The sequence below is a fragment of the Rathayibacter sp. Leaf296 genome (genome assembly GCF_001423045.1).
In the GTDB taxonomy this organism is placed as follows: Bacteria; Actinomycetota; Actinomycetes; order Actinomycetales; family Microbacteriaceae; genus Rathayibacter; species Rathayibacter caricis.
In genome coordinates this window covers 232,397-252,075 of the sequence record NZ_LMNR01000002.1, presented here as the reverse complement: position 1 = coordinate 252,075, position 19,679 = coordinate 232,397, and the positions used below count along the sequence as shown (strand labels likewise).

Sequence of the window (19,679 nt, the reverse complement as noted above, 5' to 3'; positions counted from 1 at the left end):
TCGTCCCGCACCTCGGTGCGGGCACCGGGGCCGCTCCCGTTCCCCGTCCGTCCCGCCCACCGCGATCGAGGAGGCACCGCCATGGCCCGCCCGCCCCGCCGACCCTCCGCGCCCGGCTCCGCCCCCCGGCGTTCCGAGCCGGAGACGACCCCGGCCCCGGCGAAGCCCGGCGGGAAGAAGCCCGCCTCGTCGACCGCCGCCGGTGCTGCCCGGGGGCCCTCCGCCGGGGCGAAGCGGAGCAGCTCCTCGAGCCGCCCCGGATCCCGCCCCGGCACCCCCCGCGCGGGAGGCTCCCGCCCCGCCCGGCCGAAGCAGCCTCCGGCGCCGCCCTCGTCCGCCTGGGTCGCCGGCGTCCGCGGCTCCGGATTCACGCTCCTGATCATGGGCATCCTGATCCTGGCGGTCGTCGTGCTCGCGCCGAGCATCAAGACCTTCGTCGAGCAGCGCGCTGAGATCGCCGAGCTCCAGCGCACCGTCGACGAGGCGAAGACGCAGTCGCAGAACCTCGACGAGCAGCGCACGCGCTGGTCCGACCCGGCCTTCATCCGCGCGCAGGCCCGCGAGCGGCTCTACTTCGTCATGCCGGGCGAGGTCAGCTACCTGGTGCTCGACGACATCGCCGTCGCACAGCAGGCGGAGCAGCCCGCGAGCGACTCCGTGCAGCAGACGCCCACCGACTGGGCGGGCGCGCTGCTGTCCTCGATCGCGGTCGCCGGCCTCGGCGAGCCCACGGTCGACGAGCTCGCGCCGGCCGAGGAGCCCGCCCCGGCTCCCGCGGCCACCCCCGCACCCTGACCGCCCCGGCGTAGACTGGACCGTTCCGTCCGGTCCGACGTCCCCTGGAGCCCCCGTGACCACGCCCCCCTTCGATCCGCCCACCGAGCGCGACGTCGCCGTCGTCTCCGCCCAGCTGGGGCGGCCCGCCCGCGACGTGGTGGGAATCAGCGCGCGCTGCGTGTGCGGGAACCCGACGGTCGTCTCGACCAGTCCGCGGCTCGCCGACGGCACGCCGTTCCCGACCTTCTACTACCTCACCCACCCCGCCGCGACGGCCGCGATCTCGCAGCTCGAGGCGACCCAGGTGATGGCCGAGTACAACGAGCTCCTCGCCGAGGACGAGCAGGTGCGCGAGGCGTACGCCGCCGCGCACCGCGCGTTCCTGGCCGACCGCGAGAGCGTCGGCTCCGTGCCCGAGATCGCGGGCATCTCCTCCGGCGGCATGCCCGCCCGGGTCAAGTGCCTCCACGCGCTGGCGGCGCACTCGCTCGCGGCCGGTCCCGGAGTGAATCCGATCGGCGATCTCGCTCTCGCCCGGGCCGACTGGTCGCCCGAGCGCTGCGTCTGCCGCCCGTTCGAGCCGGACGAGGCCTGAGCATCCGTTCCCGCTGCCCGGGAACGCCCCGGTCGTCCCGCACTTCGCTAGACTTCCGATTCGTCGGGGTCAGTGCTGCCACCCGCCGTCGAGAGCGGGCACTTCGCGAGTAGTAGGGTGTTCGCACAGTCCATCCCTCTGGAGAGTTCACCGTGCCCAAAATCCTCATCGTCGGTGGCGGCTACGCCGGTTTCTACACCGCGTGGAAGCTCGAGAAGTACCTGCGCGCCGGCGAGGCCGAGGTGACGATCGTCGACCCGCTGCCGTACATGGCCTACCTGCCCTTCCTCCCGGAGGTGGCCGCCGGCTCGATCGAGCCGCGTCACGCCATCGTGTCGCTCCGCCGTCACCTGAAGAAGACCGCGATCCTCGCCGCGAAGGTCACGAAGATCGACCACGCCGCGAAGACCGCGACGATCACTCCGACCGTGGGCGAGCCCTACGACTTCGAGTACGACCAGATCGTCATCACCGCCGGATCCGTCTCGCGCACCTTCCCGATCCCGGGCGTCGCCGACAACGCGATCGGCCTCAAGACGATCGAGGAGGCGACCGCGATCCGCGACCGCATCCTCACCAACTTCGACAAGGCGGCCACGCTGCCCGCCGGCCCCGAGCGCTCGCGCCTGCTCACGGTCACGGTCGTCGGCGGCGGCTTCGCCGGCATCGAGGTCTTCGCCGAGCTCCGCTCCTTCGCGAGCGCCCTGCTCAAGCGCTACCCTGAGATCGACTTCGAGGAGACGCAGTTCCATCTCGTCGAGGCGATGGGCCGCATCATGCCCGAGGTCGCCCTCGAGACGAGCCACTGGGTGCTCAAGAACCTCGACCAGCGCGGAGCGACGGTCCACCTCGACACGCAGCTGAAGTCAGCCGAGGGCGGCGTCATCGAGCTCTCGACCGGCCAGACCTTCGAGTCCGACCTGATCATCTGGACCGCCGGTGTCATGGCGAACCCGTCGATCAAGAACTCCGACCTCCCGATCGAGGAGCGCGGGCGCCTGCGCGTGCGTCCCGACCTCCGCGTCGGCCACGACGACGTCCTCGTCGAGGGCGCCTGGGGCGCGGGCGACGCGACCGCGGTGCCCGACCTCACCGGAGGCGGCGTCGGCGGCTACTGCGTGCCGAACGCCCAGCACGCGGTGCGCCAGGGCAAGCTCATGGCCAAGAACATCGTGGCGGTCCTCCGCGGCGAGAAGCCGAAGGACTACTTCCACAAGAACGTCGGAGCGGTCGCCGGTCTCGGCATCGGCGTCGGCGTCTTCCAGTCCGGCAAGATCGCGATCAAGGGCTTCCCGGCCTGGGTGATGCACCGCGGCTACCACGGCCTGGCGATGCCCTCGTGGGAGCGCAAGTTCCGCGTGGTGTGGGGCTGGTGGAACAACCTCTGGCTCGGCCGCGACATCGCCTCGATCGAGGCCCGCGAGTACCCGCGCGGTTCCTTCGAGACGTACGCGTCGCGTCCGAAGCCGGCTCCTGCCGCGGCCGCTCCCGCCGCAGGCACCCCCGGCCCCGCCGGTGCGCCGGTCACCGTCGGCGGAGAGCCCGCGAAGTCCTGACCCCGCTCTCGCGGGGCGCGTGATCGCGCACCGCGGAAGCCGCCCCCATAGCCCAATCGGCAGAGGCAGACGACTTAAAATCGTCTCAGTCTGGGTTCGAGTCCCAGTGGGGGCACCTCGCGAGCTCTTCGAGCGTGCCCGATCGACGCGTTCCGGTCCAGGTGCATGCTGCGCCGCCCGACAGGTCGGCGATGCGCGCCTCTTCGGAAGGCTCGGGACGGACCCTCACCCGCTGGTCCGCATCGTTCCGCCGGGGCTCGCCCGCGCGAGATGCCCCGGCACGGGGCGTGACCCAGCGTCGGGCCCCGGTCTGCGTCGTTCCGCGGAGGCCCACCTGCGCGAGAAGCCCCGGAAAGGGGCAAGACCTGCCCTCGGGCCCCGGTTCGCGTCGTCTCGAGGATGTTCCGGCCGAGCGAACGGGCTCGGAACGAGCCCTGCCGCCCCGGCCCGGAGGAGAATCGCTCCGTGGCCCAATCCGTCCGGTAGCGAGCCGAGCGCGCTGCAGCGACCGGGCAGGTCGAGCGCTCTCGGTCGAGTGCTCAGGCTGCTCGGGCGTGCTCGCTCCGCAGTCCGGTCGACTCGGCCAGGAGCACTGCGGCGAGCACCTCGGTGATCTCGCCGGGAGTGCACTCGGCGCAGAGGACCACGAGGTCCTCCGGGGAGGACTCGGCCGCTCCGGAGCGGTCGAGGACGACGGCATCGGTTCCACAGCTGCTGCATTCGATCATGCGGGTACGGTACGTCCGACCTCCGACATCCGGACCGAGTGGCCCGGCGGGTCCCGCGATCCGCAGGAGGCGCGCGGCCGCGGCTACCGGTCGGTGCGGACCCCGTCAATCCCCGACCCGGCGCCGACGGCTCGAATAGAGTCGTGGCCAGGCGGTTCCTCTGCCGGGATCGCGCGTGCGCCGTCCCCGCGGGAGCCGGAACCGTCCGTATCATCGGAGGGCGAGGCCGTACGGCCCCGTCCTCTTCTCGTGCCGCAGGGCACCGTACCGCACCGCCCGGAGACGGGTGGCAGGAGACCTCCATGGGGAAGCTGCTCTACGGCGCCTCGGGCGTCGAGATCGAATTCGACGACCGCACGCTCACGCACGTCCAGATCGTCATCGCGAACAAGCTGCGCCGTCGCGAGAGCTTCTTCTTCTCCTGGCGCGACGACCCGGCGGTGGGCGACGGACGATCGAGCATCTGGCTCGATCCCTCCGTGCCCCTCTACTTCAAGTACTTCGGCGGCCGCGTCCCCTCGATCAACCGCACCTGGATCGACCTGCTCACGGCGTCGGCCAACTCGTCCGGCGGACTGCAGCTCGTGCAGGAGCCGGACGCCGCGCCCACGCCGCCCCCGAAGGGCGAGCAGGGCCCGTAAGGGGTCCGCGCGCCCGCCGTCCTGCACCTCCCCGCACCCGTCAGGAAGAGCGACCATGAAGCGCGACGTCTCCGCCCACCTCACCCTCGACGTAGCGCGCCCCGCGTTCCTCGTGCTCTCGCTCGCCATCGCAGCGGACTACGCGGCCGAGGAGTCGCTCACGGTGACCCTCGGCGGCGAGGCCGTCCGACCCCGCGAGGTGCTCGACCAGCACGGCACGAGGCTGCACGTCCTCGAACCCGGGGTCGGCGAGCTGGTGATCGACTACTCCGCCCGCATCGAGGGCCGCCTCGCCCCGCTCGAGGGGGAGGAGGTCGACCGCCTGCGCTACCTGCGGCCGAGCCGGTACGCCGAGTCGGACATCCTGTGGGCGACCGCCCGGGCCGAGTTCGCCGGTCTCACGGGCTCGGATCTGCTCGCCGCGGTGAGCTCCTGGGTGGGCACCCGACTGGCGTACGTCCCCGGCTCGAGTCTGCCGACCGACGGCGCCGAGCGGACGCTGCTCGCGCGGCAGGGGGTCTGCCGCGACTTCGCGCACCTCGTGGTGGCGTTGCTCCGGGCCCTGGACGTGCCCGCGCGCCTGGTCGCGGTGTACGCGCCGGGCCTGCAGCCGATGGACTTCCACGCGGTCGCCGAGGCCTGGGTGGACGGCCAGTGGCGCGTCGTCGACGCGACCACCCTCGCTCCGCGGCAGAGCCTCGTGCGGATCGCCACGGGACGCGACGCGGCCGACACGGCGTTCCTCAGCGTCTACGACGGCGTGGCGACCCTGGGGGAGTTCACCGTGGGCGCGGTCGTGGACGTCCTGCCGGACGACGACGTGCGCGAGCCCGCGTCGATCGGCTGACGCCGCGCGCGCGGAGCCGCTCCCGGCGCTACTGCTCCGGATCGACGAACCGGCGCCACGCCCAGACGGACGTGCAGACGACGGTGAAGGCGACCACCGCGAAGACGACCGGTCCGGCGCCGCCCTCGGTCGCCCAGGCGGCGATCGTGGGCGTCAGCAGCAGGAACAGCACCGTCGTCGCGAGCAGCGTCAGCCCGAGCCACAGCGCGGGCGACCAGCGCAGGATGCTCTGCCCCGCCGGACGGCCCACGGGGAACAGGAGCACGACGCTCGAGCCGACCGCGAGCAGCGTCGTCGCGCTGAGGACCTCGGCGGTGAGGGCGCCGACGAAGGAGCCTCCCGCGGGGACGACGGCCGAGAGTGCCCACGCGAGACCCGCCAGGCCGAGGAGGGAGACCACCCGCACGACCGCGAGCTTGGCGCGGTCGACCGCGGTCGCTCCGTCGGGCAGCATCAGGCCGATCACGACGCCGAACAGGAAGGCGGGATCGAGTCCCGCGAAGCGGGAGAGCAGCGCCGCGCCGGCCACGAGCAGCAGTGCGCGCGGAGAGGCCACGACGCCGATGCCGGGCAGGCCCATGCGCCGGCCGACGAGCGCGGGCACGCCGGCCGCCACAGCGTTCACCACGGCGGTGGCGAGGATCACGGCGATCAGCAGGCGGAGGTAGGCGGGCTCGCTGTCCACGCGGCCCGACAGCAGGGCGAGACCGGCGGCGCAGCCGATCATGCCGACCACCCTCGTGCGGGTCGAGGCGGGCGCGGGGTCGGGCTTGTCGTCGTACTCCACCCGGGCGCGGTTGCGGCCCGTCAGCTGGAAGGCCCGCTCCTGCCGCGGCCCGCGACCGGCGACGGCCAGGCGGGCGGGGACGACCACGAGCGCCAGCGAGGCGACGGCCAGGGCGAGCGACCGCATCCAGTCGGCCGCCGTCCCCAGTGGGGCTCCGGAGGAGAGGGCGGTCGTCATGCCGGTCGCCGCACTCCAGCTGCCCGGCTTCGGGGCTCCGCCGGCGCCCTGGCCGGGGGCCGGGGCCGCTTCCGGAGTCGTCGGCTCGGGCAGCGGCACGGCGGTGGCGCCGTCGGTCGACTCGGGGGTGGGAGAGGCGGTCGGGGTGCTCGGGCGCGCGGGCGCCGGAGACCGGGTGGGCCGGGGCGACGCGGTGCTCGGCGCGGGGGACGGGGAGCCGGGGACGGCGGACGGTGCGGCGCCCGGCGTGCTTGCTCCGGGGGTCGTGGTGGGGGTGGGAGCGGTCGCCGAGGGAGTCGGCGTCGAGGCCGCGAACGTCGCGTCGATCCACGGGCTCGGGGAGCCGTAGTTGCCGGCGGCGTCGCCCAGGATCGCCGAGACGCGGTGCGGGCCGGCGGTGACGGTGCCCCCGGTGCAGGTCCAGACGCCTCCGCTGACCGCCGCATCGCAGGTGTTCACCCGGTCCACGTAGACGTAGGCGCGCGTCCCGTCGACGCCGGTGCCCGCGTAGACGGCCCCGGTGAGCGGGAGGGACGCGCCGGCGCCGGGCGAGGTGATGCGCGGTGCGGGAGGTGCGGCGGTGTCGACCACGAGCCGGACGGCGGCGCTCGGCTCCGAGACCGTGCGACCTGCGAACGAGGCGCTCTGCGTCGCGGTGACGCGGTAGCTGCCGGGGGTCGGAGTGGGTGCGAGCTGGCAGAACCATGCGCCGGAGCGGTCCGCGGTCGCCAGGCACGCCGCTCCGCCGTCGCTCGTCACGGCCACCGCGGCGCCCGGGTAGGCGGTGCCGCGGACGGAGCCCGCCGACGTCGCGGAGCCGTCGACCGATTGGATGACCGGGGGACTGAGCACGGCGACCTGCACGGACGCGGTGGTCGTGCCTCCGGAGGCGAGGAGCTCGACCGCGCTGAGCGCGAGCGGGCCGTCGTCGAGGTCGGCGCGGCAGCTCCAGGTGTCGTCGGAGGCGACCGTCGTGATGCAGAGGGGATCGCTGCCGCCGCCGCGCACGCCGACCTGGATCTCGTTCCCCGCCGTTCCCGTCCCGGTGACGGTCGTCGGACCGCCCGAGATCACGGAGCGTGCGGCGGGGGAGGTGATCGAGAGGGGGGCCGCGGCGGTGGCGCTCGGTGCCAGCACGGCCGCGGCGCACGCGAGGAGGGCGAGGAGGACGGCGGGTCGCCGGGATGCGCGTGCGGCCCGACGGCTGGGCGTCGGCGCGTCCGGACCTCGGCGCGCGGAGGCTCGACGGCGCAAGGTCATCGGGACGCCCGATGAACCCCCCGGTACTGCTGCGTCGACTCTCGGTGGCACTGTGCGTCCATTGCACGGGCGCTCGCGGGCACTGTCAAGCGGGCACGCCCGTCGTCACCGGATGGACACCGAACCGGTCCTGCGCGGGGGGAGCGCGCACCCGGCGGGAGAGCGCTTCCGCGAGAATACCTCCATCGACCCTTTCGGAGGAAGCATGAGCGAGGACGCGGCGCGCGGACGCGACAGGCGGCAGGTGCGCGCCGAGGCCGCGCGCTTCGACGACCCGCGCGAGCTGGGACGGCTCCTGCCCTCCGGGCTGCGGATCGGCCTGGCGCAGAGCGCTTTCCAGACCGAGGGCTCGCTCGAGACCGGCGGCCGCGGCCGATCGGTCTGGGACGACTTCGCGCTGCGGCGCGGCACGATCGCCGAGGAGGCGACGCCCGAGGTCGCGACCGACTTCCTCCTGCGCTGGCGCGAGGATCTCGCCCTGCTCGTCGATCTCGGCGCCGACGAGCTGCGGCTCTCGCTCTCGTGGCCGCGCGTGCAGCCCGACGGCAGGGGGCCGCTGGACCGCGGCGGGATCGGCTTCTACGACCGTCTGCTCGATGCGCTCGCCGAGGCCGGGATCCGCGTGGTGCTGACGCTGCATCACCGCGACACCCCCTCCGCCCTCGGCGCCGGCTGGATGGACCGCGACACCGCGTTCCGCTTCGGCGACCTGGCGTTCGACGTCGGCGCGAAGCTGGGCGACCGCGTCGACGACTGGGTCACGCTCGATCAGCCGTCCACCGTGATGCTCGAGGGGTACGCGCTCACCCGGCAGGCCCCGGCGGCGGGGCGCCTCCTGAACGCCCTGCCCGCGCTGCACCACCAGCTGCTCGGGCACGGCGTCGCCGTCGAGGCGCTGCGAGCGGCGGAGGTCCGGGGCCGGATCGGTCTCGTCGACGCTCTGGCGCCGGTCGAGCCCGCGAGCGGCTCCGAGGCCGACGTCGCATGGGCCGGCCTCGCCGACGTCCTCCGCAACCGGCTCGTTGCCGACGCGGTGCTCACCGGCGCGTACCCGCAGGGTCCGGAGGAGCTGCCGCCGTTCCTCGAGCGCCTCGAGCGGGTCGACCCCCGGGACCTCGAGCGGCTGTCGGCCCCGCTCGACTTCTACGCCGTGGCTCCGCTGCCGCCGCAGCGCGTCGCGGCGGGGCGGGATCCGCACGCGCCGACAGGCGTCGGCGCGCCGCCGGTGCTGCCGTTCCACGAGCGGCCCTGGCCCGAGCTGGACCGGACGGGCGACGGCTCGCCCTCGGCACCGTGGGCGCCGGTGTCGGTCCTCCGGACGCTGGTCGAGCGGTACGGCGAGGCGCTGCCTCCGCTGGTCGTCACCGCGCTCGGCGCGAGCTTCCCCGACGTGCTCGACCAGGACGGCGCCGTCGTCGACACCGAGCGGATCCGCTGGCTCGGCTCGCACCTCGGTGCGCTCGCCGAGGCGGTGCACGAGGGTCTCCCGGTCGAGTCGGTGCAGCTCTGGACCCTGGTGGACGCGTTCGAGTGGCAGCACGGCTACACCCGCCCGCACGGGCTCGTCGCCCTGGACGCGCGCGGCGGCGACCGGGTGCCCAAGGCGTCGTTCGACTGGCTGCGACGGGTGCTCGACGCGCGCTCCTGACCGCTCGTCCGGCCGTGCGTGCGAGACTTCCGCGGTGCGCAGCCTCCTCGCCCTCGCCTCGATCCTCCACGCCGAGCCCGCTCCGGTGCTCGCCGCCCTCGCCGACGTGCTCGCCGACGACGGCGGCTTCGCCCGCACGGCGGACGGATTCGAGCGGCGCCTGCCGGTAGCGGGCCTCGAGCAGTGGCGGGTCCTCGCCGACGAGGAGGGAGCCCGCATCGAGTGCGAGTTCGTCGCGCCTGCGGCCTCCTCCGCTCTCGCGGGCGTCCTCGGACGGCGACGCCTGCGCGAGGCGCCGGAGCGGTTCCGCGCCGTCGTCACGGCGGTCGCGGATCGCGTCGAGCCGCGCTGACCTGCGCGCATCCGGCCTGGTCGTGACGCCGATCGGGGAATGCCCGAGCAGTACTCGGTGTTGTCTAGGGATGACGGGGCGGGGCTCGGAGCCCGGCCCACCGGACCGCTCGGAGGAGCACGACGCAGATGGCAGGAACAGGCATGAACAAGGGACGTGGGACGCGCGGCGGCGACGAGGAGATCGTCTACCGCCGCCACGCGAACGGACGCGGCATGGTCGCTCCCGGCTCGCGCGTCTCGGCGTCCGCGTACGTCGAGACGGGCGCCTACGTGGAGCCCGGCGCGACGGTCGGCGAGCGCGCCTGGATCGGCGCCGGGAGCTGGGTCGACCGCGACGCGATGATCGGGCACAGCGCCTTCATCGGCGCGAACGTGCATGTCGGGCCCGAGGCGATCATCGGCCCCGGAGCCCGCATCGGCAGCTACACCCGCATCGGCGGCTCGGCCGTCGTCGCGACGGGGGCGCGGGTCGACCGCGACACCGTCGTGCCGGCCGGCGGCCGCTACGGCGCCGAGGAGAGCACCCGAGAGGCGGGCAGGCGCGCCGCCTGACCCCTCCCACCCGGACGACCCTGTTCCGCCGCCGCCCCGACTCAGGCGGCCCGGAATAGGGTCGTTCCCATGTTCGAACTCCACCACCTCAGCGCCCAGGAGCAGTGGGACTGGCTGCAGCGCGGCGAGGTCTCGCCGCTCGAGCTGGTCGACCACTACCTCGCCCGGATCGAGCGCTGGAACGGCGAGCTGGGCGCCTTCACGACGGTGACGCCCGACGCGGCGCGGGAGCGCGCCCGGGACCTCGCCGACGGAGCCCTCCCGCGCACGGCCGCCCTCTGGGGCCTGGCGAGCGGGGACAAGGACCTGTGGCGCCGCCGCGGCGTCCGCACCACGTCCGGATCGAGACTGCGCGAGTCCTTCGTACCCGACGCCTCCGACGGGATCGTCGAGGTGCTCGACGCGGCGGGGGCGATCAGCCTGGGCAAGACCGCGGCTCCCGAGTTCGGCATGCCCTCTTACACCGAGAGCCGGGTCGGACCGCCCACGGTGACGCCGTGGGACACGCGCCTGGGCGCCGGGGGCTCGAGCGGAGGAGCGGCGGCGGCCGTGGCCGCGGGGCTCCTGCCGTTCGCGCCGGCGTCCGACGGCGGCGGCTCGATCCGCATCCCGGCCGCCGCGTGCGGACTGGTGGGGCTCAAGCCCTCGCGCGGGCGGGTGCCGGCGATGTCGGGGGTGGGAGGAGTCGGCGGGCTCGTCGTGGCGGGGCCGATCGCGCGCTCGGTCGCCGACGCGGGCCTCCTCCTCGAGGGGCTGCTCGAGCGCCGCAACGGCCGGATCCCGCAGCCCTACTCGGTGGCCGCGCCGGAGGATCGCGAGGGCTCGTTCCTGGGCGCCGCGATCCGAGGGGAGGGGCGCTTCCAGATCGGCGTGCTCACCGCCTCGCCGTGGGACGACGTGCAGGACATCCGCCTCGAGCCCGAGGCGCGGGCCGCCTTCGACGAGGGCATCGCCGCCCTCTCGGCACTGGGCCACGGACTCGACGACGCCTCCCTGCCGCCGAGCAGCGCCTACCCGGCCGCGTTCAGAACCCTCTGGCAGAGCGGCGCGTCGACTCTGCCGGTCGAGACGCCCGCGGACTTCGAGCTCCTCGAGCCGCTGACCCGCTGGCTCGTCGTCGAGGGCCGGCGTCTCGGCGCCCGCGAGGTCGTGGAGGCGGCGTCGGTCCTGACGGGCTTCGAGCGCGCCCTGATCGCCGCCTTCTCGAGCTTCGACGCCGTGCTCGCGCCCGCGATGACGATGACTCCGCGCCCGGTCGGCTGGTACGACGCCGAGGACCCGGAGCGGAACTTCGCGCAGCAGGTCCAGTACACGCCGTTCACCTCGTTCGTGAACGTCGCCGGGCTCCCGGCGATCACGCTGCCCCTCTCGATGACGGACAGCGGCCTGCCGATGGGGATCCAGTTGATCGGACGGCCCGGCGGAGAGGCGGTGCTGCTCTCGATCGGCGCGCAGCTGGAGCGCCGCGCGCGCTGGCAGCGGCGGCATCCCCCGCAGTGGTGATCCGTCACTCCGGCAGATCCCCAGCCGGAGCACTAGGCGCTTAGGTAAGGCATGCCTATACTTGCCTCGATGTGCATGTTCGAGGGACGAGACGGCTCGGAGCCGATCGACGTCAAGCAGTACCTGATCGCGGGCGACGAGACCGTCGTGCCGTGGATCCAGAGCATGCTCGACTCCCTCCCCGCGAACGCCCGCGGCCAGGTGTTCGTCGAGGTCGACGACGCACGCGGACTGCCGCCGCTCTCGTCTCCCGGCCGCGTCACCGTGACCTGGCTGGGCCGCTCGACGCGCTCCGGTGCCCCCGGCACGGGCGCCCTGTGCCGCCGCGGCATGGCGCTCGACCGCGCCGTGCGGGCCTGGGTGGGCGAGATGTCCGTCGTCGACGGCGACTACCCGTGGTCGGACGAGCGCCACGACTTCTGCGCGTGGGTCGGAGGAGCGGGGCCGCTCATCGCCGAGCTCGCCGCCGACGTCGAGGCGCGACTGCGCGTCTCCGCCGAGCACGCCGCCCGCTGAACCGCCCTCGGGGTTAGGTGAGGCTCACCTCACCGTGCGATACTGAGTCGATGCCTCCGACGACCGCCGCCCCCGCCCGCCCGGCCTACCGGCCGTACCTCGCGACCGTCTCCCGGGCGACGAGGATCGCTCCGCACTTCATCCGCGTGACCCTCACGGGCGAGGACCTCGACTCCGTCGGCTGCACCGGGCCCGACCAGCGGATCAAGCTCGTTGTCCCGACCGCGACCTCCACCGCCCGCGACTTCCTGGCGTCCGTCGCCGATGCCGACGGCCCGGACGGGGTCGCCGCCGACTGGTACGGCCGCTGGCGCACTCTGCCCGACGCGCAGCGGAACCCCCTGCGCACCTACACGATCCGCGCCGTCCGCCCGGAGGCGTCCGAGGTCGATGTCGACTTCGTCGCCCACGGCGACTCCGGCCCCGCCTCGGCCTGGGTCGGCACCGCCGCGCCGGGCTCGGAAGTCGTCATCATCGCCCCCGACACGCGCTCCGAGCTGCCCGGCGGCGGTGTCGAGTGGCACCCCGGAGCGGCGACGTCGCTCCTGCTCGCCGGCGACGAGACCGCCGTCCCCGCGATCGGCGCGATCCTCGAGAGCCTCCCGGCCGACGCCTCCGGAGCCGCGTTCCTCGAGGTGCCCACCGCCGAGGACCGCCTGACGCTGCGGCACCCTGCCGGGGTGCAGGTCACCTGGCTCGTCCGAGAGAGCGGAGCCGACTGCGGAGCGGCGCTCGACGCCTCCGTCCGCGCCTGGTCGACCCGCTTCCTCACGGCTCACCACCGGGGCGTCGAGGTGTCGGACGTCGACATCGACAGCGGGATCCTCTGGGAGGTGCCCGAGGAGAGCACCGACCCCGGCCTCTACGCCTGGATCGCGGGCGAGGCCGGAGCGGTCAAGCGCATCCGCCGCTGCCTCGTGACGGAGCTCGGCGTCGACCGCAAGCGCGTGGCCTTCATGGGGTACTGGCGCCTCGGCCGCTCCGAAGCCAATTAGCCGAGCGGGCCGCGGGAACGTCCTCTGCGGCGTTGTCGTCGCACCGCGTGGTTCCACCATGCGGAGCTCCTCCGCCTTGCAGCCGACGCGCGGGCCGCGGGAACATCGTCTGCGGCGTTGTCGTCGCACCGCATGGTTCCACCATGCGGAGCTCCTCCGCCTTGCAGCCGACGCCCCCGCGACCCGCTCGGGCTTCACGCTCAGAGCGTCGGAGGCAGTCCCACCAGGCGGCTCGAGAGGTCCCAGAGGTCGGTCCCGAGCACGCGGTCGCGGGCCTGCTTCGCGACGCCGCCGTGGGGCTTCAGGCCGTCGAAGTAGGTGCCGCTCGCGGCGCCGACGTCGGGCTCCGAGCAGAGCGTGATCAGGGGCACGGCGCCCGCCTCGGCGGTGATGCCGTAGGAGCCGGACGTCAGCGTCTGCATCGCCTTCATGACGCGGGAGTCGGCTCCGAAGCCGGTGGCGACGAAGCCGGGGTGGAACGAGTAGGCGTCGACGGCGGTCGGCAGCAGGCGCTCGGCGAGCTCGCGGATGAAGAGGATCGTCGCGAGCTTGGAGGTGCCGTAGGCGCTCCAGCCGCCCAGCCACGGGCCCTTCCTGCGGTCGAGGTCCTCGAGCGACAGGCGGCCGAACCGGTTGGCGACGCTCGCCGTCGAGACGACGCGGGCGCCGGGACGGGCCGCCCCGGTCTCGATGAGGCGCGGCAGCAGGAGCCGGGTCAGCAGGAACGGCGCCAGATGGTTGCTCTGGATCGTCCGCTCGTGGCCGTCGGCCGTCGTGCCGCGCTCCGAGACCAGGCCGCCGGCGTTGTTGGCGAGCACGTCGATCCCGTCGAAGCGCTCGAGGAGCGACGCGGCGAGGGCCCGCACGTCGTCGAGCCGGTCGAAGTCGGCGACGAACGGCACGCCTCCCACGTCCTCGGCGACGGAGCGGGTCCGCTCGGGGTTGCGGCCGACGACCGCGACGGTCGCCCCCGCTTCCGCCAGCTCGCCCGCGGTGACCTTCCCGATCCCGGAGCTCGCTCCGGTGAGCACGACGACGCGCCCCTTCATGTCAGCGACCACGGAGGTATCCGCCCTTCTCGAGACCGGCTTCGATCTCGAATCGATTGCGCAGCGGATCGCGACCCGCCACGAGGTACGCGAACGGGAACCACATCCCGTAGCGCTTCCACTGCTGCACGTGCACGGCCTCGTGCTCGAGGACGCGGTCCGACGCGTTGGCACCCGTCAGATAGCTGATGCCGACGCACGACCCGCCGCGCCCGTAGGCCCAGTCCGGCAGTCCGCGGAAGACGACGAGGCCGTTCCGGCGCTCGATCCGCCCGGTGCTCCAGACGAACCCCCAGACGAGGCCCACCGCGGAGGCGAAGAGGTAGCCGGGGCGGGTGACCGCGGGGTCGAGGGCGACGACGGCGACCGCCCGGCGCAGGGCGCTCACGCGCTGTCGCGCCCGTAGGTCTCGAGCAGGCGCAGCCACACCTCGCTGATGGTCGGGTAGGAGGGCACGGCGTGCCAGAGGCGCGAGAGCGGCACCTCGCCGACGACGGCGATCGTCGCGGAGTGGATCAGCTCGCCGACCTCCTTGCCGACGAAGGTGACGCCGAGCACCACCCGGCGCTCCTCGTCCACGACCATGCGGGCGGTACCGGTGTAGCCGACCGCGGCGAGGGAGGCGCCGGCGACCGAGCCGATCTCGTAGTCGACGACCCGCGCGCGGTAGCCCGCCTTCTCGGCCGCGGCCGCCGTCAGGCCGACCGAGGCGACCTCCGGGTCGGTGAAGACGACCTGGGGAACGGCCTCGTGGTCGGCGGTCGCCACGTGCGCACCCCACGGGGCGTCGAGCACGGCGGCTCCGGTGGCGCGGGCCACGATCACGTCGCCCGCGGCGCGCGCCTGGTACTTGCCCTGGTGGGTGAGGAGCGCGCGGTGGTTCACGTCGCCGACTCCGTAGAGCCACGGCGAGGAGCCGCCGATCGGCGCGCCGTCGGCGCCGAGCACGAGCATCGTGTCGTCGACGGTGAGCGAGGACCCGGGCTCGAGGCCCACGGTCTCGAGCCCGATGTCGCGGGTGTGCGGGGCGCGGCCCGTCGCGGCCAGGATCTCGTCGGCCTCGATGACGTCGCCTCCCTCGAGGGTGACCGCGACGCCGCCGTCGGAGCGGCGCTCGACCGCGGCGGGCGAGGTGCCGAGCCGGACGTCGACGCCGAGCTCGCGGAGGGAGTCGCCGACCAGCGCCCCGGCGAACGGCTCGAACGGAGCGAGGAGCCCGCTGCGCGCGAGCAGGGTGACGGAGGAGCCCATGCCGGCGTAGGCGGTCGCCATCTCGACCGCGACGACTCCGCCTCCGACGATCACGAGGCTCGGCGGAACGGTCTCGGCGCTCGTCGCCTCGCGGCTCGTCCAGGGAGCGGCGTCGCGGAGCCCCGGCACGTCGGGCACGAGGGCCGTCGTGCCGGTCGCCACCGCGACGGCCGCGCGCGCACGGAGCACCCGCTCCGTGCCGTCGGGCGCCGTCACGGTCACCTCGCGCTCACCGCTCAGGCGGCCGTGGCCGCGGACGAGCTCGATGCCCGCTCCCTCGAGCCACTGCACCTGGCCGTGGTCGTCGAAGCCGCTCGTGACGGAGTCGCGGTGCGCGAGGAGCGCGGCGACATCCACTCCGCCCGAGACCGCCTGGGCCGCTCCGGGGAGGTCGCGTGCGGCCCGCAGCGCCATCGGCGCGCGCAGGAGCGCCTTCGAGGGCATGCACGCCCAGTAGGAGCACTCTCCGCCCACGAGCTCGCTCTCGACGACGGCGGCGGTGAGGCCGCCCTGCACGGCCCGGTCGGCGATGTTCTCGCCCACGGGGCCGGCTCCGATGACGATCAGGTCGAACTCGTCGGCCGTGCTGCTGTCGGTGCTCATGGTGTCCAGATCCTTCTCGGGCGGCGGCCCGTGACTGCTGACCCGGGACGCTGCGTCCCGGTGGGGGCCGGCGTGCGCCGGCGGGCTCAGTGGGCGGGCACGATCTCGGCTCGCCAGCCGTCGTAGCGGCCGCCCTCGCTCTCGACGGCCTCGACGACCTGGCGGAGGAAGGCGGTCGTCGCCTCCTCGTCCACGGCCGCGTGATGGCTCGCGACCAGCACGTGCCGCAGGCGCAGGCGCGAGATCGCGATCTCGTAGCCGGAGGCGACCAGCGCGCGACCGGCCCGGCGGGCGCGGCTCGCGCGGGTGAAGACGGCGAAGTGGTCGACCTCGCGCAGCTCCCAGACCTGGTCGCCGTAGCGCAGCCGGATCTCGAGCTGACGGGCGGCGCGCTCGCGCTGCGCCTCGAGGGCGGAGCCGGCGGTCTCAGCGGGGCGGGCGGAGAGGATCTCGTCGCTCATCGGCCGGTGAACTCCGCCGTCGTGCGGGCGAGGAACGCCTGCAGGCCGATCGCCGCGTCCTCGGAGGAGGCGAGCCGGGCGAGCTCCGCGGGCAGCGCGGCGGAGGCCGCCTCGGGGGACGACACCGCGAGGCGCGCGTTCGCGAGGGCCGCCTGCACGGCGAGCGGTGCCTGCGCGGCGATCCGCTCTGCGAGGGCCGCGGCGGCCTCGGCGATCGTGCCGTCGGGCACGACCTGCTGCACGAGTCCGATGCGGTGCGCCTCGGCGGCGTCGAACAGGTCGCCCGTGAGGATCCAGCGCATCGCGTCGCCCCAGCCGGTCGCCCGGGGGAAACGCAGCGTGGCTCCGCCGAAGGGGAGGATGCCGCGCGCGACCTCGATCTGCCCGAAGCTCGTCGACTCCTCGGCGAGCACGACGTCGCTCGCCAGGGCGAGCTCGATGCCGAGGGTGAGGCAGGTGCCCTGCAGGCCGATCACGACGGGTTTGGAGACCGGACGGGTCCGCAGGCCCCACGGGTCGAGTCCGCCCTCGGGCACGAAGTCGAGCCCGCCGGAGGCGATCCGCGGACCGATGTCGGCCAGGTCGAGGCCGGCGGTGAAGTGGGGGCCCGAGGCCAGGACGACCCCGACGCGCAGGTCGGGATCGCGGTCGAGCTCTCCGTACGCGGCGGCGAGGGCCGACAGCAGGGCGAGATCGGCCGCGTTGCGCTTCTCGGGCCGGTCGAGCACGATCTCGAGCGTGTGACCGCGGCGCGCGGTGCGCACGCGTGGGTTCTCGCTCATCGGTCCTCCGCTCGGTCGCGTCCGTCCATCTTGCCCGGTGCCCCCGGCACTCCCCGGCCCCCGGTCGCGGATTCGGGGTGCTCGCTCAGGCCCCGCGGGCGAGGGCGCCGACGAGGCGGAGGATCGTGGGCAGGTCGTCGACGGCGGCGGCGGGGGAGGAGGGGGCGAAGGAGGTGAGTCCGGCGCCCGCGAGCGGGAACCGCGCTCGCAGCGCCTCGAGGCTCGCCACGAGCCGTGCGGCCGGCACGCCGAAGGGGACCGGGTCGAACAGTCCCGCGAGGTCGGCCGGATCGAGCACGTCGAGATCGATGTGCACGTACACCGCGACCGCGCCGGTGGCCTCGACGGCCGCGACGAGCGACTCCGGATCGAGCTCGTCGGCCGTCAGGCTGCGGGCACCGCGCTCGAGCAGGCCCTCGAGCTCGCCCGGATCGGTCGCCCGCACTCCGGCGAGCACCACGCGGGCGTCGTCGACCCGCTCGTCCGCGCCCGCGCTCAGGAGCCCGACGCCGCGGCCGAGGACGGCCGAGAGGACCATGCCGGAGAAGGCGCCGCTGGGAGACGTGGCGGGAGTGTTCCCGTCCGGATGCGCGTCGAGCCAGACGAGGGCGACCGGGCCGTCGGTCGAGCGCACGGCGTGGCCGACGGCGGCGAACTCGACGCCGCAGTCGCCTCCGATCGTGATCACGGGGCCGGGACGTCCGGCCAGTGCCTCGCGGACGCGCTCCGCGGTCGTCGCGACGGAGGCGTAGCGGCGGATCCCGGTGTCCTGCGCGTCGCCCGCCTCGGCGGGGACCTCGACGGTGACGGTGGCGGAGGAGGGGAGGTCGCCGCGGATCGCCTCGGCCCCGTCGACGAGGCGCATGGCCCGCGTCGACGCCGAGCCCTGCCACTGCGGGACCACGAGGAAGGACGCCATGCGTCTCAGTCTGGCACGGGGCGGCGCTCGTCCTCAGACCGCGGGCAGCACGCCGAGCGCGGGGTCGGCGCTGGCCGCCGCGGGCGCCTCGGCGGCGGGCGCGTCAGGCCCGTCCAGGTCGACGATGGCCTCGTCGAGAGCGGAGCGCGAGCGCTCGACCGCCCGCCGGGCCTCCTCCAGTGCACCCGCGGGGTCGGCGGCGGCGAGCCGGACCGCGACGTCGAGCTGCGCGAGCGTCTCCTCCGCGAGGATGCGCGGCGCCGCGGTGATCCGGTCGCCGTGCACGAGCACCAGCAGGCCGACCCCGTCCGCGCCCAGACGGGCGGCCGTGCGGGCGGCCTCGACGAGCAGGAGCTGGCGCTCGGCCTGCGCGTGCGGGTCCCGGTAGCCGGCGACGACCGCGTCCAGCGCGGCGTCGGCGTCGAGCAGGAGCGCGAGCACCGCGGCGGGGTCGTGCCCGGTCGTGGCGGCGCGTGCCTCGTCGGCGTCGAGCAGCAGCGCCCTGGCGGTGGCTCCGGCGGTCGCGACGTCGGCGGCGGAGGCGACCTGCGCGGCCGTCCGCACACCGGAGAGGGTGTCGGCCCGGTCGAGGTCGTCCCGCACCGAGCGCTCGAGGCCGCTCAGCTGGGCCTCGGCGCGGGCGAGGAGCGCGGTCATCCCCTCGACGCCGGCGAGCAGGGCTTCGGCGTGCTCCTCCGGGGAGTCGGCGGCGCGGTCCGCGGCCTCGCGCAGCGGGCGCACCTGCCGCTCGGAGGCGAGGCCGGCGAGGACCGAGACGTCGGCACGGGCACGCTGCAGCCGCTCCGGGAGGGGCGGGGGAGCGGAGGTCACTCTGCGATCGTACGGCGCGCGTGTTACGGACCGTGTCGCCTCCGCTCGACCGCGCCCACCGGGGTGCGCAGGATGGACGGCATGACCCGCTCGCTCGCCATCGTGGAGGTCGCCCGGACGCGGCCCGGACGCGACGAGTACCACGCGTACGTGCAGATCCTGAACGGCCGCCTCCTGACCCTCGCCCGCGAGCTGGGCTGGGACGCGCGGCGCTACGCGGCCGAGGACCTCGGCGCCGCCCGGCTGCTCGCCGAGACCGACGGTGCCGACGCGATCGTGCTGGCCGGCGGCGAGGACATCGCGCCCGAGCGCTACGGAGCCGCTCGCGGCTATCCGGGCGAGGGCCCGCACGCTGAGCGCGCCGACGACGCGCAGATCGCCCTCGTGCACCGCGCTCTCGCCCGCCGCACGCCGCTGCTCGGCATCTGCCGCGGCCTCCAGATCGTGAACGTCGCCCTCGGCGGCACGCTCGTCCCCGACCTCGGCCCCGACGCCGCGCACGTGAACGCCGCCGCCCCCGCGCACGAGCGGATGCACAGCCACCCGGTGGAGCTCGCCGCGTCCTCGACCCTGTCCGGGCTCTTCGGCGCGGAGGTCCTGGCGGTGCAGAGCGCGCACCACCAGGCCGTCGACCGCCTCGCACCCGGGCTCGAGATCGTGGCGCGCGCCGACGACGGGGTGGTCGAGGCGATCGAGCACCGCAGCGCCCCGATCGTGGCCGTGCAGTGGCACCCGGAGGATCCGCAGGCCCCCGCGGGACAGCTCGCGGTGCTCCTCGACGGGCTCGCGCTCGCCACCGCTCAGGGCGCTTTCGCGGCTCCGGCGCTCGCCGCCTGAGCGGCGCGGC

21 protein-coding genes and 1 tRNA gene are annotated in these 19,679 nt (G+C 74.7%); 13 read left to right on the top strand and 9 right to left on the bottom strand.

Features of this window, described 5'->3' with window-relative positions:
• The first annotated feature begins 81 nt into the window (after positions 1-81).
• The 4 genes from ASF46_RS19735 to ASF46_RS11465 all read left to right on the top strand — a co-directional run bounded on the left by ASF46_RS19735 (position 82) and on the right by ASF46_RS11465 (position 3,043).
• A complete protein-coding gene (locus ASF46_RS19735) occupies positions 82-795 on the top strand; it encodes an FtsB family cell division protein (RefSeq protein WP_056867739.1) in 714 nt (237 codons plus the stop codon).
• Between the two features lie 55 nt (positions 796-850).
• Positions 851-1,372, top strand: coding sequence for a DUF501 domain-containing protein (locus tag ASF46_RS11475; RefSeq protein ID WP_056867738.1), 522 nt, complete (start codon positions 851-853; stop codon positions 1,370-1,372).
• Positions 1,373-1,524: 152 nt separating this feature from the next.
• Positions 1,525-2,928: an NAD(P)/FAD-dependent oxidoreductase gene (locus ASF46_RS11470; protein ID WP_056867737.1), complete on the top strand. Its 1,404-nt coding sequence runs from the start codon at positions 1,525-1,527 to the stop codon at positions 2,926-2,928.
• A gap of 41 nt (positions 2,929-2,969) precedes the next feature.
• A tRNA-Leu gene (locus ASF46_RS11465) sits at positions 2,970-3,043 on the top strand.
• 424 nt (positions 3,044-3,467) lie between these two features.
• Here ASF46_RS11465 and ASF46_RS11460 read toward each other — a convergent pair.
• The gene (locus ASF46_RS11460; RefSeq protein WP_056867736.1) at positions 3,468-3,656 is read right to left on the bottom strand and encodes a hypothetical protein; all 189 of its coding nucleotides are present in this window, start codon (positions 3,654-3,656) and stop codon (positions 3,468-3,470) included.
• A 302-nt stretch (positions 3,657-3,958) separates the two neighbouring features.
• On the opposite strand from ASF46_RS11460, the gene ASF46_RS11455 reads away from it, so the two are divergent.
• Positions 3,959-4,297, top strand: a complete 339-nt coding sequence (locus ASF46_RS11455; protein ID WP_055793712.1) for a hypothetical protein — start codon at positions 3,959-3,961, stop codon at positions 4,295-4,297.
• A 55-nt stretch (positions 4,298-4,352) separates the two neighbouring features.
• Positions 4,353-5,144, top strand: coding sequence for a transglutaminase-like domain-containing protein (locus ASF46_RS11450; protein WP_056867735.1), 792 nt, complete (start codon positions 4,353-4,355; stop codon positions 5,142-5,144).
• A 28-nt stretch (positions 5,145-5,172) separates the two neighbouring features.
• Here the strand turns inward: ASF46_RS11450 and ASF46_RS19160 are convergent, their stop codons facing one another.
• Positions 5,173-7,245, bottom strand: coding sequence for a hypothetical protein (locus ASF46_RS19160; protein WP_056867734.1), 2,073 nt, complete (start codon positions 7,243-7,245; stop codon positions 5,173-5,175).
• A gap of 328 nt (positions 7,246-7,573) precedes the next feature.
• On the opposite strand from ASF46_RS19160, the gene ASF46_RS11440 reads away from it, so the two are divergent.
• The 6 genes from ASF46_RS11440 to ASF46_RS11415 all read left to right on the top strand — a co-directional run bounded on the left by ASF46_RS11440 (position 7,574) and on the right by ASF46_RS11415 (position 12,936).
• Positions 7,574-9,016 (top strand): glycoside hydrolase family 1 protein, encoded by a 1,443-nt coding sequence (locus ASF46_RS11440; protein WP_056867733.1) that lies wholly within the window; start codon positions 7,574-7,576, stop codon positions 9,014-9,016.
• 34 nt (positions 9,017-9,050) lie between these two features.
• The gene (locus tag ASF46_RS11435) at positions 9,051-9,368 is read left to right on the top strand and encodes a hypothetical protein (protein ID WP_056867732.1); all 318 of its coding nucleotides are present in this window, start codon (positions 9,051-9,053) and stop codon (positions 9,366-9,368) included.
• Between the two features lie 143 nt (positions 9,369-9,511).
• On the top strand, positions 9,512-9,922 hold the full coding sequence (locus tag ASF46_RS11430; RefSeq protein WP_055793703.1) for a hypothetical protein: 411 nt from the start codon (positions 9,512-9,514) through the stop codon (positions 9,920-9,922).
• A 69-nt stretch (positions 9,923-9,991) separates the two neighbouring features.
• The gene (locus ASF46_RS11425) at positions 9,992-11,425 is read left to right on the top strand and encodes an amidase (protein WP_056867731.1); all 1,434 of its coding nucleotides are present in this window, start codon (positions 9,992-9,994) and stop codon (positions 11,423-11,425) included.
• Positions 11,426-11,500: 75 nt separating this feature from the next.
• Positions 11,501-11,941, top strand: coding sequence for an SIP domain-containing protein (locus ASF46_RS11420; protein WP_056867730.1), 441 nt, complete (start codon positions 11,501-11,503; stop codon positions 11,939-11,941).
• A 50-nt stretch (positions 11,942-11,991) separates the two neighbouring features.
• Positions 11,992-12,936, top strand: coding sequence for a siderophore-interacting protein (locus tag ASF46_RS11415; RefSeq protein ID WP_056867729.1), 945 nt, complete (start codon positions 11,992-11,994; stop codon positions 12,934-12,936).
• A gap of 200 nt (positions 12,937-13,136) precedes the next feature.
• Here ASF46_RS11415 and ASF46_RS11410 read toward each other — a convergent pair whose 3' ends face one another.
• The 7 genes from ASF46_RS11410 to ASF46_RS11380 all read right to left on the bottom strand — a co-directional run bounded on the left by ASF46_RS11410 (position 13,137) and on the right by ASF46_RS11380 (position 18,832).
• Positions 13,137-13,997 (bottom strand): SDR family NAD(P)-dependent oxidoreductase, encoded by an 861-nt coding sequence (locus ASF46_RS11410; protein WP_200919710.1) that lies wholly within the window; start codon positions 13,995-13,997, stop codon positions 13,137-13,139.
• On the bottom strand, positions 13,987-14,373 hold the full coding sequence (locus tag ASF46_RS11405; RefSeq protein ID WP_056867727.1) for a hypothetical protein: 387 nt from the start codon (positions 14,371-14,373) through the stop codon (positions 13,987-13,989). The genes ASF46_RS11410 and ASF46_RS11405 overlap by 11 nt, the downstream gene beginning before the upstream one ends.
• A complete protein-coding gene (locus ASF46_RS11400; protein ID WP_056867726.1) occupies positions 14,370-15,839 on the bottom strand; it encodes a dihydrolipoyl dehydrogenase family protein in 1,470 nt (489 codons plus the stop codon). The genes ASF46_RS11405 and ASF46_RS11400 overlap by 4 nt, the downstream gene beginning before the upstream one ends.
• A gap of 86 nt (positions 15,840-15,925) precedes the next feature.
• The gene (locus tag ASF46_RS11395) at positions 15,926-16,300 is read right to left on the bottom strand and encodes a ribonuclease E inhibitor RraB (protein ID WP_056867725.1); all 375 of its coding nucleotides are present in this window, start codon (positions 16,298-16,300) and stop codon (positions 15,926-15,928) included.
• Positions 16,297-17,082 (bottom strand): crotonase/enoyl-CoA hydratase family protein, encoded by a 786-nt coding sequence (locus ASF46_RS11390; protein WP_056867724.1) that lies wholly within the window; start codon positions 17,080-17,082, stop codon positions 16,297-16,299. Before ASF46_RS11390 ends, ASF46_RS11395 begins: the two co-directional genes overlap by 4 nt.
• Positions 17,083-17,167: 85 nt before the next feature.
• A complete protein-coding gene (locus ASF46_RS11385; protein ID WP_056867723.1) occupies positions 17,168-18,001 on the bottom strand; it encodes an arginase family protein in 834 nt (277 codons plus the stop codon).
• 33 nt (positions 18,002-18,034) lie between these two features.
• Positions 18,035-18,832, bottom strand: coding sequence for a hypothetical protein (locus ASF46_RS11380; RefSeq protein ID WP_056867722.1), 798 nt, complete (start codon positions 18,830-18,832; stop codon positions 18,035-18,037).
• Positions 18,833-18,913: 81 nt separating this feature from the next.
• Between ASF46_RS11380 and ASF46_RS11375 the strand changes: the two genes are divergently transcribed.
• A complete protein-coding gene (locus tag ASF46_RS11375) occupies positions 18,914-19,669 on the top strand; it encodes a gamma-glutamyl-gamma-aminobutyrate hydrolase family protein (protein WP_056867721.1) in 756 nt (251 codons plus the stop codon).
• Positions 19,670-19,679 lie beyond the last annotated feature (10 nt).